This window comes from Bradyrhizobium sp. WBAH42 (assembly GCF_024585265.1).
In the GTDB taxonomy this organism is placed as follows: Bacteria; Pseudomonadota; Alphaproteobacteria; order Rhizobiales; family Xanthobacteraceae; genus Bradyrhizobium.
Genome location: NZ_CP036533.1, coordinates 8,000,242 through 8,013,585, shown reverse-complemented (window position 1 = coordinate 8,013,585; position 13,344 = coordinate 8,000,242). Strand labels below are relative to the sequence as shown.

The following is a 13,344-nucleotide window of genomic DNA, read 5'->3' as shown; positions in this document are numbered from 1 at the left end:
GGAAAGGAGGACGACGCACTGCCCGCAACAGCGCGATCCCACCCCTAGGCAGACTCGCCGCCACTAATTCTGCGATTTCCCGGTAAACCGTTTAGGCTGAACGACTGCCCGGCCGAACGACTGAACAACTGGGCGCCTTAAAGCTCCGAGAGCGACTCGTCCGCCCGACTAAACGCGTTTGTTTGGCCTAGAAGGCTCTTAGTTTGATCGCGGTTGCTTGAGAGAAGGGCCGAGGCATGCGAGAGGCCGACTGCAGCCTCTAAAGCCCCGTTCAGGCTATGCTCTGGTCAGTAAAAACGCGCTGCCCGCTCACCAGCTCGCGCGTATGCCATTCCAAACGAAGCTCGGCTTCTAAAGCGCCGTTGCCTTCGCAGATGGCCGCCGCGACGACTTCAATTTGATCTCAATAAGCTCCCGGAGGATTTGGATGCGAGGTTCCATTGTGCTGCTCTCCGGGTGAGAGAAAGTCGCCGACCATCTTACGCTCTAAGTTTCCGGCTGGCACCCTGCCAGAAATGGTCGGCTGCCATCACGTTGAAGGTCGCGGCGCACGCCCCGACCTCCGCTCCCACCTTGCTCATTCAAGCGGAGGGCCAGGGCTACCGGCTTTCAAGTCGATCAGGGGCTTTTAAGTCGGACAGGCAGTAATTTTCTTCTCTCGACCATACGGGTAAGGACACCACAGCCGGTCGCGCGGCAGCTACGTTATCTATGTGGACGTCGCCTTCGAACTTGAGCTTATGACGCACGAAACGGCCCAAAAAGAAGAAGCTCAGAATTGAGATGAAGCCCGGCTCAATCGCGGTCCTCTCGGACAAAATGCGCGAGGGCGCAAAGGCGGCGTGCATTTGTTCGAGCTGGAACTTGTTGAGCTAGGGCTCAACAAACCGTGTTGCCACTTCAGTCGTGGCGCGGTCCCTGTCGAGCCGTCTTCGGCCGGTGAGGCGTTCGGTGATGTGTGGTCGGATGCTGGACGCGACCATGTTCGGCTCCGCGCGGGAGTTCGCGGCCTAGCTTGGCCTGACGTCTATCGCGTCTGCCGATGGTTTTAGACGCCTGCCGTTCGCTCATCCCGAAGGCGTCTCGGAGATGGACGACAGCTTTCCGCTGGGCCGCGGGCGTCACCATTTCTTTCCCACGAGTTCTTTCCCAGGAGGTCCTTCAAGGCTGCGTTGTCCAGCATGGCGTCGGCGAGGAGCCGCTTCAGCTTCGTGTCTCGTCCTCCAGCGTCCTCAGCCGCTTGGCCTCGGAGACATCCATCCCGCCGAACTTGGCCCTCCATTTGTAGATGCTGGCGTCGCTGACGCCATACTTGCGGCACAGACCGGCGACCGAAACGCCGGCCTCGTGCTCCTTCAAAATCCCGATGATCTGCTCTTCCGAAAGGCGGCTGCGCTTCATGCTCTGTCCTTGTCGTGGGCCAGAGCGAACTTCACACTGGATTAAGCCCGTGGGGCAAGGTCACTTAGCTCAATATTCCGTCTTCAGACCGGATTAACACGCGCCGCTTGTCACTACACAACCGCAGAGAATTTCAAGCTCAGCGATGGACTCCTGAAAGAGCAGAATTGGGAACGCACAGAGGGTTCATGCGGCGCCTAGCGGCGGCAGCCGCTAAGCAGTTCGATATTGGTCTCTCCAACGTATATGCGCCGGAAAGTGCCCAAGTCCGCCTGGGCACACAACGTGATCACACTACATTAGCGCTGTTGGATCACCGTTCCAATGTTCTGAGGACGGAAGCCCCAATGGATGTCGCGCTTCTTCCTCGCAGCCAACGCTACCAGATAAGACAGGTACAACGTGTTGATGGTTGTGGTACCTCTGGTGCTCGAAAACCTGCAGCGAACCACTCAGCTCCTAGTAATCTTTTCGGGAGATATGCAATGCCAGAGACCTTAGGCGAAGACGGAAAACGCGAACGGCGACCACGTGGAGGCCCCGAACTGGCCGAGGCATCGCGCCCTGGAGCAGGTGGCCCCACGGATGAAACTGGAGAAAGCGCCGCAGCTGCATCGCGCATTTCATTTACGGTTCCGGAATGGCAAAAATCCATCGAAGCGACAACAAACCTGTTCGCCGCGTCGCTCCGCGACGCGCTAAAGCTGGCTGCTTCCTCTCTGCACGATCAGGCCACCTTCATGAAGACTCTTGCGGACTCCAAAACTCCTTCTGAGCTACTGAAGTGCCACCTGGATTTCGCGGAGCAATCCTGCTCGAAATTGTTTGGCGAAGGCTGGAAGATGTTGGATCGTCTCAGGCACAGCCATCGGTCTTCGGTAAGTTAAGAGGCGCAAGGCGTGAAATAGGCTGACGGCGGGCAAATCATCCGGCGTGCGGCACGTACACGCCGTTTAGAATTAAGCGGGAAAAAGAAGAACGATTCCGCCCTTGCTCCGTCTGCCTTTCCCCAGGGACTAGGCTGATCAGTGAGGCTGGTCGAACTTTCGCCGAAAGTAGTGCGAAAGAGAAAGTGACAGTTCGACGCCTTTAATAATTGTGGACCCGCTGGGCCTACATTTTCATGCTTCGACTCGGGTCACTTCTGCCAATGGCAGATGCCGCCGCTTGGCGCAAACCGTCCGGACGTATCAGTGCCCCCGGTATCGGACAACGCCAGCGTCATCCTGCATTGGTCCGAAGTTCGGCGGGACCACCAGGGACGGACAGTGCCGAGCATCTGTTTTCAGACCAACGCGAACAAATTTGACGCACACGAAGCGCCTGCAGACCCTCCAATTCTCGATTCAGCACGACCCTTTCTCGGTTCTGGGCAGCATCACCGAATGTTCCAGATGCGGTGAGTTAGGGGCGGGCTCGTTGCGGCTAGCGCCTGGTGCGCCCCGCCGGTTTGCTGTGAGGCGAGGTGAATCAGATCAGGATATTCAACTGGTGGCGCTCATTCGCTCACGCTCGTCGCCGTCATGTCGGACGACGGGACCAAGAAGGCAGGTAAGTAACACAGCATCAGCCTCACCTAAGCGGGAGAGCAGATGACCAATCCACGAGTTCCGCGTTCGAGACGGGTTAACGGCGGAAAGTGCACCCGCAGCTCCGGAGCAGCAGCCCGCGATCTCAACTCACAAGATAATGGAAGCAGAGATGCGCACTGGAACGGTGGTGTGGTACAACGCTGAAGAGGGCTGGGGGTTCATTCGCCCTGACGATGGCGACCGAGAGGATTTGTTCGTGCACATATCGGACCTTCGCGACTGCGCAGGGGCTGATCTGGTGTCGGGCACGCGCGTGACTTTCGAAATTCGCTTCAATAAACACCGCCCGAAGTACAGAGCCGTCCAGGTCAGGCTGATCGATTGAAAGATCGCGTATCCCTACTGCGGGCGTGCGCATTACATATCATTCATAGCGCAAAGGCAATAATGGACGATTTCATAGGCCTCATCTGATCAGAAACAAGTCGTGGACGTTTACGACGGACATCGCGCTCGGAAGCGCGACGCTAAGCTGATCGATATGGATGGTCGTCTGCCATCTTTCTGGCCATCGCGACCTTTGCACGCTGCTTCCTTGCCGGTGGGCAACACGCACCGCCCAGGGCTTCATCGGAGACCATCGGGTTGATAGCCTGAGAACAACGTTGGCAGCTTCGAACAGGGCGTAAGCATCCGGTGAGGCCTTTGAATTACCCATAACTTTGACTACTCGGGATGATCCGCCGATCGGCGAAATCTTGAGTCGAAAGAATCACTTGTGATTCCTTGCTGAGCACCTGATTCGCGAGGGGGTGCTCTATGGGGCTGACGTTAAGGGATCGATCGGCAGAAGGCCCGTTTGCTTGGCGACAGATTCCGCAAATTGCTCACGCAGATTGGACGCCCCATGGGCAATTGCGGCTCGTGCGGACATAATTTCATCACAGCTTACTTCTTGCGCCTTGGCCGACTTCGGCTTGGTTTCGCAAGAGGCTGTCATGACGCTCTTGAACAGGGCGATAACAACACACGACTTCTTGGCAACAAGCACCTTGGCTCGCTTTTTATGGACGGAACGTTTCGTTCGGCAACTCTGTTGATTGCGCCATTATCAGCTATGGGACTTCCCGGGCAAAGCACGGATCATTGCAGCTACCGCTTAAGACCACTTTTTCAAGGGCAGCTATGTTGATCTCGGGGTCCAGACCGGCGGCGCCTTGCGCGAAATCTACGAGGTGAAGTCGAGTTGCGCCCGCACGGCGCTCTACAAGGCGATCGGGCAAGTCGCAGATGCGGCAATGTGGCACGTGCTCTCACCCGTGCGGACATACCCTTCATTTGGTTTCGGGCTTCCGGGGAGAAGGTGCGCCTGTCGCAGCCGAAGCCTTAAATTTCGCATCGAACTACGCGAGATCACCGCTTTGCGTCAGGCTACGGCCGCTAGGGACGGGCTGCTTGACGGTCTCCCGTGAATTGCGGCGGAACGCGGCTACGCGGGCGGCGACCGGTTGAGGGCGCGCGAATCGGATGCACGCGCTGCCGCGGAACTGCAGGAACCAGTCGCTCCGATCAAAAGGGAGAAGCACAAGCGGAGAAGACCGCGAGGCGAGATTACGACGCGGAGCACACTGCCCTCGAGAGCGTGCAGAGGGGGAACCGGTTTGGTGTCGTAACGATATTCGCTGACGGCCGGGTCACGTAAGCCAGCCGTGCTTCGGACTTCGCAAGCTCCCAGTTATCCTAGTCCGTCCGCGTCAACCGGAATCGAGATCGCGAGCGCTCCGAGAAGACGTTAAGCATCAGCAGGTAAGCCGGGATCTTCCACAAACCCATTGCCGCAGTCGAGCAGGAGGCGCCGCGCAGGTAGAGCACCTGCTAGACGATTACCCATGAAAAAGCGGCCGTGAGCCAAAAACGTCTCAAGCACCGGCGTCGCGGGTCGCCTACCGATCGTCACGGGACATGACACGGTGTTGGGGCGGAGCCACGGCGACTCCAAGGCACGCCTCCTCGTACGCCGAGATGCCTTCGTCGTTACAGCTGCCGGTCATAGCACTTTGGCGCTGCTCGCGTCTCGGCGTTTTTCAACTGTTCGCGGCATGCGGATTACGGCGGTCAGTCGAAACGGCCGCTCAAAGATAAGGTGGGCTGGAGCGTACGAAACTTCCTACGCCGGATCACGCTCCTCAATGGGCTGTCCGCAACATTGGAGTTAGCCGCGGCGAACCACCATGCTGTATCTCACCGATGACCTCGAAACCATGATGCTGGTAGAAGGCAACATTTTCCGGATTTGAGCTTTCGAGATCGGCGTCGCCGCCCTCCGAATCACATCGTTTGAGGGCATGTTTCATCAGCAATGTGCCAAGTCCCCGTCCAACCCAGTTCGGATCGGCGGCAATGAATGGCAAATACCAATGTGGCTTGGGAGGATGATGTGCGGCCATTTGCAGCCGTAGCTGCACCATATCGTCGGTAATCTCCGGGCGCAGGGAGTCAGCCATGATTGCGTCGAGCGCCTCCTCATCTTGCTCTACGCCGGGGGGCAACCAGAGGGCCGCAGCGCGAATTCCTTCCGTCACGTATGCCGTGCCATGCTCGAATGCTCGCGCGCCACAGGCTGTAACGTACTGAGGCATGCTCCTCAGATATTGAGTTGCGTCAGGCCAACTCTATCAAGCCAGGGATCCGCGGCAAAGCCGAGCACAACTGTCCAGACGATGGTCAATCGCATTTCTGCGCGCGCAGTGTTTATATCTGTCTCCACTGTCATGATGTCTTTCCAAGTTCACTGTTTTCGTGCCCTACCGAGAAAGCTAGGGGCGCGGGGTATTTCTGAACGAGCTCGGAAGGAATGGACCAAAGGAGATTTGTCGGCTGCATTTGTTTTCGTAGCGAACTCTTGCCTTCCCTCGGACTGTTTGAGCGCGCCTGTCCCAAAGCAGGTGTCGGAATGTGTGATGTGTGATAACAACTCGATTCCGACTTAGTAGGTCTCTCATTCAAAACATGTGCCAACTGTGATCGTCGATCGGGCCAGCCTTTGAATGTTCGATTCCTGACGTTTTCTACATAAGTGGCGGTTGAAGTCATTCGGCATCTTTAATTCTGGTTTGATATCAACTGCTATCTCCTTTCTTCAAGGCGGCAGCGCTCCACCTGTCGGAGCCCGCGCCTATGTCATCGTCGGAAATTCGGCGGATCGACGCCAGCGATTGGGATGACGAGATGCTGCGGATCGTCCCCGTCGGGCAGCAGGAGAATTGTCGGTGCTCGATCCAGCTGGTTCTTGCCGGAGGCGTCGCGGATGTGATGCCGGGCTGCCGAGGCACGAGCGCCACTCCAGCGCCGTAGGCTCGACCTGGCTTTAACAGGCCCAATCTCCGGGCAGATCGGCCAGGCGCTTGTTACTGATGCGGTGCTTGTCCGATCGTCCCGCAGATCAATAGCGTCTACGTTGATATTCTCCTGCTTGGCGCGCAGATCGCCGCGATCCGCGAGGCTGCTCAATCTAGGCAGCTTCGATTGTGCGTCTAAGGTGCCCGTTGACATCAGCGGCAGGAGTGGAAAGCCCCAGCTTCCATCGCCGTCCGACCGAGTATTTCAGCCAGTAGAACCGAACGGAACAGATCCCAGACGCACTCGAAATGTTCCTCCATCTCTGGATCACCTCGGATGACGAACCCTCTTTCCGGGTCCCAACTACCGTCCAACGCCCCACCTGGAAGGTTCAGCCACTCGAGAATGGTAATCCGGTCGGCCACGCATATGCCCGTCGGGGATCATGAACGCCGCGCCGGAGAGCGCCGCCAAGCCCGAAGCAACGAACCACGGCGTCTTGCTGTCCACACCAGCGGGCTTGCCGGGGCGAGCATAAGGATCAGATCTCGCTTATGTGACAATTGGTCAGCTGATAGTCAGAAGATGCTTTCGGGCGCCTGACACTTGTACGGGATGCCGATCGTCAGACCGCCATCGACGACGATTTCGGAGCCCGTAAGATAAGAGGACTCGTCACTGAGCAGGAACAAAACTGCCTGCGACACTTCCGGCGGCTCGGCTGCCCGCCCAAGCGGAATTGGAAAACTGGAAGAATCGAAGTCCTTTGTCATCCAAGTGTTGATTAACCCCGGATGGACTGAGTTTATCCGAACCCCAGACGCAGCGGCCTCCAAAGCAGCGGACTTGGTTATGCCCCGCACACCGAACTTGGAAGCAACGTAGGCGTGAAGCCCTGCACTACCCCTCAGCCCCTCGACCGACGAGATGTTGACGATCGAGCCTCCGCCCGCGCGGCGCATGGCGGGCAGGGCAGTCTGCATTCCCAAAAATACACCGGTGAGATTGACAGCAAGGGTCTTCGTCCACTGCTCGAGTGGAAACTGCTCGATAGGAGCAATACTGGCTATGCCAGCATTGTTGACGAGGCCATGCAGCGCGCCAAACTTGCTCTCCGCAGCCGCGATCGCTCGGCACCATTCCTCTGGCTGAGCGACGTCTTGACGCACATAGATCGCGGATGTGCCAAGGCCGGCCGCGAAAGCCTCTCCTTCTTTACGAAGAATATCGGTGATCACGACTTTAGCTCCCTCCGCTACCAGCAGGCGCGCATGAGCGGCCCCCATCCCTCGAGCCCCGCCGGTGACCAGAATGACTCTTTCGCTGAGACGTCCCATAATTTTGCTTCCTCGATCAGTGTGGTGGCGCAAGGTCTTGCGACATCCACTATGTCAATTAGCCCTGTTCGATCTGCTGGGTCCCCTTGCGATGCCCAACGGCTGTGCGTAATGGCCGTGCAACTCGCCGCGAAACCAACTCGATAACGATTTCACGTCGTGGACACGCGTCCGCCGCTCAGGCGTTATCGTCGGAGTGTTGAATTGGCATCGCGACATTGGGCCACCTTGTTGAGCCCGACAATTCACGACCGAGTTTCCTCCGGAAGATGGGCGTGGATTGCAGGGCGATGCAATGCCGGTTCCGCACAGGCGCACATACTGAGCTGTTCGAGGCTGGCCGCGGGAGTACGGCGCAGAACGCATGTAGCTCTCCGAGCCTTGCGAATTGGAGTATCCACTCTGTGCAATCCGCGCGCCGAGAATCTGATACGAACGCAAACTCACGCGAGTCTTGCAGAGTTGCTGGATCTGTTACGACCTTTTCGCGCGACCTGGGTATCCGCTAGCATGCTTTTCGGGCCATGCACAGCGATAGCGTTTCGACTTATCAAGGCTTATCGAGCCACACACAGCTTTGATAGCCATGCGAGCTCCTCATCCGTTTATCTCCCGCTTGATCATGTCGGACTCTCGACATTCCGCGTCGCCAAGCAAACAAGCGGGAAGGCAACAGAGAAGAGGCGAAAGTTGTCGGCGGCCTTCTCGTACTCCAACTCGACATCTGCAGCCGAGCGAGTCCTATAACACCCAATGAGGCGCTTGGCATCGACGTCGCAGACGACAGATGGAGAGGCCTGTCGAGTTATCGTCATCCTCGGTGAGCACGCTTCGCCGGAATGAACGCACAATCGTCAAGCTCATTCTGCAGCACAGAATCGAAGTGCAACGCGCAGAACTGGATGCGTCGTCGGCAAGACAATCGCGATCACCGGATCTATGAGCCGACGGCTACCGAGCCGAACTGGAAGTTGCACATCACAGTCTCTTCAGGATGCTCGACAACCGAGTAGTCTTGGTGAGATGAGTTAGCTGAATGTTCGATTGCGCCCAAACACTTCAAAAGCGAGGAGGAATGCGATGCCCGACGTGACAGGTATTTCGGTTGATGCGCATCTCTACCCTGGGAGCAAAGACCGTGGCAGCGCGTTTCTCGGGTACCGAGCTATAAGCCTTGTATTCAGCGTGGCGCACGAGGTGTCCTCTCTATTACCGAAGGGATAAGTACCGTAGCAAACCCTGCAATCGCCCTTGTGGCGGTCGCGAGCTATCCCTCAAGCACTGTGAGGCCGTACTTGGAGTGCTATTCAGGAATTCAAGTTCGTGATCCCGGCGGTGAGACCGGCTTTTTAATTCTTACATTTACGTGACAACGAATGATGCAGCGCTCGCCTTGGGACGAGAGCTTCTTGGTGCTCCAAAAAAGTTGGCGTACACTAGTGGTTAGAGACGGTGGTCAAGCTCGAGGCCATTGATATCCTTTCGGAAGCCGCAAATCCAAGTAAACAGTGGTCCATAAAGCTTCAGGAGTTCATCCAATCCTGAGTTCTGCCCCGGGCTCTCGGCGCGCCCACTGAACCTCCTCCGAATGAGTGGACACCTCCGGGCTCCTCTACTCCGAGCACGAGGTTTGAGTTGCTCGTAGAAAGCTCGGGCATCCTTCGCTCCTTTTCGCGCTTTGGTGAAGGCAATCCCGCCTTGGTCCTGATGCACCTCAGGCCATTTGAGCCTCGCGGTATCGCAGCAATAAGGGTGCAACAGAAAAACGCGGTGCACTCGTTCGTTGATGCGAAAACGGTCGCATGCCTTGCATGTTGGCGACTGCACGCGGGTTGGGTTCACCGTCTTAAGGTGGACGGGCCGAACGCGGCTGATTAGGCCGCTACAGCGCGCTTAGCCAACTACTTCTAGCACTAGCCTATCGCGGCGATAGCTGTTGACTCGTGCTTCAAGTTCCTGGTGTAGCTGAGTTGCGGCCGGCCGCTCATCGCGGGGCGAGTATCGGTCTAACAGGGGGTAACGTAATTCCTGCCCGCATTGCCATCTCACACAGGTCGTGCGCCATGGCCGGGTGAATTTCGATGGCGCGAATCTCTCGTTGGCAGAGGACCCGGAGCTTCGGCTATGCCAACCTTAGCTTTCCAAGGAACGCCTCGCCTACCATTCCTTTTTTGAGGCCGACGCGATGACTGGGACAATCAAACGTCCGGTATCCTGTTATGACGGGCGAACCGTCAACTTGATTGGCGTCATCCATCTCGCGGCCGCGATGATCTGCAGTTCCGCGCCTTTCTCCATAGCTGCCAGGATTGTCAACTTGTTGAAAATGGTGTTCTCCTGGCGGAACACCGGGGGGAATTCGGTACTTAAACTGTCTTTTGGCTATATCCGGTGGCGGGACCGCGGGATTGCATCGTCTCGCGGCCTCATTCATTTCCGTAGCCTGCTGATAATCCATTTCCGTAGCCTGCTGATAATCCCTTCCGGTCGAATTCGGGCCACCTTTCTCCGCGGTAAGGGCGAACACCTCCATCGAGGCAGGACATTCAGCGCGCGTGATACTCGGCTGGCTATCGAGGTGGGGCGCTTCTGCCGATGGCGGATGCCGCTTTTTGTCGTAAGCCGCCCCGGACAAACCGGTGCCCCGGGATTAGACAACGCGAGCGTGATCCTGCATTGGTCCAATGTTCGGCTGGACCAGGCACTCGCTCCAGCCGTCCGCCGGACGCGGCTCTCCGTGGCCTGCTGCGCGACGTCGCCGACGACGTTTCGGCTATCACCGGGTGGTCGTCCTGCTGCGACGGAAGGCGAGCCGTCGGGGATCAATCGGATTTACCGCCTTTATTAGCAAGGAAGGGCTCATCGTCCGCAAGCGGTGGGCTCGCCGGAAGGCTATGGGGCCCGTGCCCCGATCCTAGCGCGTCGGAAGGCCTTAGCCGCCCATTTCCACAACGATTTTGCCTAGGGCGCGGCGCGAATTTAGGAATTCGAATGCATCTAGGAAGCGCACAAATGGGAATGACATCGTTGGGTTCGGTGTCCGTATTCCAGGGATGGCGATAAGCGATTCCAGGCCATCGTGATCACGGTTTCCAGACGATGGTGATCACTTGCGGCGAACACGACTGACGTGCTTATGTGTGCTGGAAATGGTCTTCCTCGTCAAGACGGGCGGGAGGGTTTGGAGATCGGTCCAGCGGTCCATGGGAGGGACCCGCGTGCGGCGCGGAGTGGCCCTCACGAGCGACGCAGCGGCGCGCGCGGGAAGAACCTGTGGGTCAGTGGGGCTATCGTCGGCCCGACGACGCGCACTGTCGCCCTTGAGCTCGATGCGGTGGGCGTTGTGAATGATGCGGTCCAATATGGCCTCGCCGAATGTGGGGTCGGCAATCACGTCATGCCATTGCGCCACGGGGGCCTGACATGTGATCAACAATGATCCCTTGTCGTAGCGATCATCCACGATCTTGAGTAAATCACGGCGCTGGTCGGCAGTGAGTGCTTCGGGCCCCAGTCGTCTAGGATGAGTAGATCGACGCGCTCCAGCGCCGCGATCAGGCGTGCGAGACGACCTTCGCCAGGCGCCTGGGCGAGATCGGCGAACAAGCGGGGCGCGCGCTCGTAGAGGAGCGAGAAGCCATCGCGGCAGGCCCTGTTGCCGAGCGCGCAAGCCAGCCAAGATTTGCCGCTACCGGTCGGACCGACGAGGACGAGATGGTTGTGCTCGCCGATCCATTGGCAAGTGGCGAGGCTTTGAAAGAGGGAGCGGTCGAGACCACGAGCGGTGCGATAGTCGACATTCTCGATGGTGGCAGCATGGCGGAGCTTGGCATTGCTCAAGCGCCGTACGAGGCGGCGGTTGTCGCGGGCGGTGACCTCGGGATCGACGACGAGACCAAGCCAATCGGGGTGTGGCATATCGGCGGCCTCGGGATTGTTCTGCAGTTCGATGAGGGTATCGGCCGTGGCAGTGAGGCCGAGCGCGCGCAGGCGGTCGACGGTCGGATGAATGAGCACAATGATCTTCTGATTAGTTGTAGTAGCTGCGGCTGCGGATGTTGGCGTGTAAGAGGACGACGCCTCCTGGGGGGAGGAGCGGTTTTGTCGGCGGCGTTCTTGAGGATGGCGGCGACCGACTTGTAGGAACGGGCGTTAAGCAGCAGCGCACGGGCGCAGGCGGCGTCGACACGTTCCTCGCCGTAGCGCCTGACCGGCCCGAGAATGCCGATGGCCGAGCGGAAGCCTTGTTCCGGATGCGGTCGCGACCAGGATGACGTCGATGAGCGTCTCGGCGTCGGCGCGCACCTTGGCGGCTTCAGAACGAATCCACTCATGAGCCCAGTCGCGGTAGCGGCGATGCGAGCTTGGCATATGCTCGTCGTTCGTCGTTGGCCGATGCGGCAGAGTGCTGCGCAGATGCGAGGCGACGCGCTTGCCGCGCAGGAAGCTCTCGACGGTTTTCAGCGTGATCCGTGCCTCGACCTCTTCATGCACGAGGTTGTGAGACACGCTGTAGTCATGCTTGTCAAGCTCGACATGATATTCGAGGTTCACCCGACAGCGCTTCCACTCAGCGTACTCGTAGGGTTCGTCGGGCAATGGGGTCAGTGCCGGTCGGTCAAGCTCCTCGAACAGCTCGCGCCGGCTTCGCCCCCAGCTCCATAGCGGTCGGCTGTTGAGATCGACGAGCAGTGCGTGGATCGCCTCGTTGAGGGCGGCGAGCGAGAAGAACCGGCGGTTGCGCAGGCGCGCCAAAATCCGTCGCCCGACGATTTGGACGCCGACTTCGACCTTGGCTTAGTCGCGCGGCCGATACGGCTCTGCGGGAACGATGGCAGTGGCCCAGCTTATCTACAATCCGATAACCCTGAGCGGGCCAGCCGGGGACGGTGACGGCGTCGGACCACGCGCAGCAGCGTAGCCTTACTTACCCTTACCGCGAACATTAGCCGTTTTGCGAAGGGTGCCGGGCATGGGTAGTCCAGCATGTAGCGAAGCTGAACTGGGGTGATTGTCACCACGCCGTCCGCCGACGACGGCCACAAAAAGCAGCCGCGCTCCAGCCGCTTGGCATAAAGTCACATGCCCAGTCCTTGCAGGGTCGAATTTTCGCCCGCCTACAAGATGTGGCAGGGGGTTAGCTTAGCCAGCTCATGTATATAGTGGAACTTCTGGCTCGCATTTTGCCCGGGGACACGCCCAGAACGGAGGTCACAGATGGCATACAAGAAACTCATCAATCAAAGCGGCCTGACACTTAAGGTTTGCTCATCACGCGCGTTGGCTCCGAGCCGAACCAGTCCGCGCCGATCGTCACAGCGGCCCTACCAGTGGGTGGCAAGCAGACGATTGAGTAAGGTAATGGGCTCGTGATTTCCTTTCTTCGATGGCGGTTTTCGAACGGGTCGTAGATCGTGACGACTCGGGGCGGAGGCTGGGATACTGTATTGAACACGCACGATACGAACGTGGTGGGTTCGAACACCTACACCCGCAACGTCGCCGACGATCCCGCAGTGGCGAACTTGGCCTTGGATGGCAAGTCAATGCTGGCGGCGTCGCAGCCCCGCCCGGATGAGTGCAGCCGATGGACGGAAAGGTAACTCTTGTGACTTCCGCGCCCGTGCAACTTGATCACCCGTGCCGGCGTGTTGGACAACCTACTGCGGAGGCGAACCATGATGCCTTCTACTTTGGTTGTCCAGCAGGACTCCAAGGTGCTTGAAGAAGGGCCC

General features: G+C 58.4%; 8 protein-coding genes and 3 pseudogenes. 3 read left to right on the top strand and 8 right to left on the bottom strand.

Going from position 1 to position 13,344, the window contains the following annotated elements:
- Positions 1-1,038 precede the first annotated feature (1,038 nt).
- A pseudogene (locus DCG74_RS37535) lies at positions 1,039-1,401 on the bottom strand (transposase); the annotation flags it as partial.
- A gap of 485 nt (positions 1,402-1,886) precedes the next feature.
- Here DCG74_RS37535 and DCG74_RS37530 point away from each other — a divergent pair.
- The gene (locus DCG74_RS37530; protein ID WP_172788337.1) at positions 1,887-2,288 is read left to right on the top strand and encodes a hypothetical protein; all 402 of its coding nucleotides are present in this window, start codon (positions 1,887-1,889) and stop codon (positions 2,286-2,288) included.
- An 814-nt stretch (positions 2,289-3,102) separates the two neighbouring features.
- A complete protein-coding gene (locus tag DCG74_RS37525) occupies positions 3,103-3,318 on the top strand; it encodes a cold-shock protein (RefSeq protein WP_172788336.1) in 216 nt (71 codons plus the stop codon).
- 1,801 nt (positions 3,319-5,119) lie between these two features.
- Here DCG74_RS37525 and DCG74_RS37520 read toward each other — a convergent pair.
- From DCG74_RS37520 to DCG74_RS37500, 5 genes are all read right to left on the bottom strand, one after another.
- Complete coding sequence (locus DCG74_RS37520; protein WP_246708968.1) at positions 5,120-5,437, bottom strand: N-acetyltransferase; 318 nt, start codon at positions 5,435-5,437, stop codon at positions 5,120-5,122.
- A gap of 140 nt (positions 5,438-5,577) precedes the next feature.
- On the bottom strand, positions 5,578-5,706 hold the full coding sequence (locus DCG74_RS37515; RefSeq protein ID WP_257187511.1) for a hypothetical protein: 129 nt from the start codon (positions 5,704-5,706) through the stop codon (positions 5,578-5,580).
- 407 nt (positions 5,707-6,113) lie between these two features.
- Positions 6,114-6,443, bottom strand: coding sequence for a hypothetical protein (locus DCG74_RS37510; protein WP_172788335.1), 330 nt, complete (start codon positions 6,441-6,443; stop codon positions 6,114-6,116).
- 41 nt (positions 6,444-6,484) lie between these two features.
- Positions 6,485-6,697 carry an oleate hydratase gene (locus tag DCG74_RS37505; protein WP_257187510.1) on the bottom strand — a complete coding sequence of 71 codons (213 nt, stop codon included), beginning with the start codon at positions 6,695-6,697 and terminating at the stop codon, positions 6,485-6,487.
- Between the two features lie 153 nt (positions 6,698-6,850).
- Positions 6,851-7,609, bottom strand: coding sequence for a glucose 1-dehydrogenase (locus DCG74_RS37500; RefSeq protein WP_172788334.1), 759 nt, complete (start codon positions 7,607-7,609; stop codon positions 6,851-6,853).
- Positions 7,610-10,315: 2,706 nt separating this feature from the next.
- On the opposite strand from DCG74_RS37500, the pseudogene DCG74_RS37495 reads away from it, so the two are divergent.
- Positions 10,316-10,571, top strand: a pseudogene (locus DCG74_RS37495) (IS3 family transposase); the annotation flags it as partial.
- A 333-nt stretch (positions 10,572-10,904) separates the two neighbouring features.
- On the opposite strand, the pseudogene istB reads toward DCG74_RS37495, so the two are convergent.
- Together istB and DCG74_RS37485 are read right to left on the bottom strand one after the other, a co-directional pair.
- Positions 10,905-11,626: pseudogene (gene istB / locus DCG74_RS37490) on the bottom strand (IS21-like element helper ATPase IstB); the annotation flags it as partial.
- 135 nt (positions 11,627-11,761) lie between these two features.
- On the bottom strand, positions 11,762-12,364 hold the full coding sequence (locus DCG74_RS37485; protein ID WP_172788333.1) for a transposase: 603 nt from the start codon (positions 12,362-12,364) through the stop codon (positions 11,762-11,764).
- Between the last annotated feature and the right edge of the window lie 980 nt (positions 12,365-13,344).

Coding starts and splice junctions, on each gene's coding strand:
- DCG74_RS37520 (WP_246708968.1), bottom strand. CDS start 5,437: ATGGCTGACTCCCTGCGCCCGGAGATTACCGACGATATGGTGCAGCTA.
- DCG74_RS37500 (WP_172788334.1), bottom strand. CDS start 7,609: ATGGGACGTCTCAGCGAAAGAGTCATTCTGGTCACCGGCGGGGCTCGA.
- DCG74_RS37530 (WP_172788337.1), top strand. CDS start 1,887: ATGCCAGAGACCTTAGGCGAAGACGGAAAACGCGAACGGCGACCACGT.
- DCG74_RS37525 (WP_172788336.1), top strand. CDS start 3,103: ATGCGCACTGGAACGGTGGTGTGGTACAACGCTGAAGAGGGCTGGGGG.
- DCG74_RS37515 (WP_257187511.1), bottom strand. CDS start 5,706: ATGACAGTGGAGACAGATATAAACACTGCGCGCGCAGAAATGCGATTG.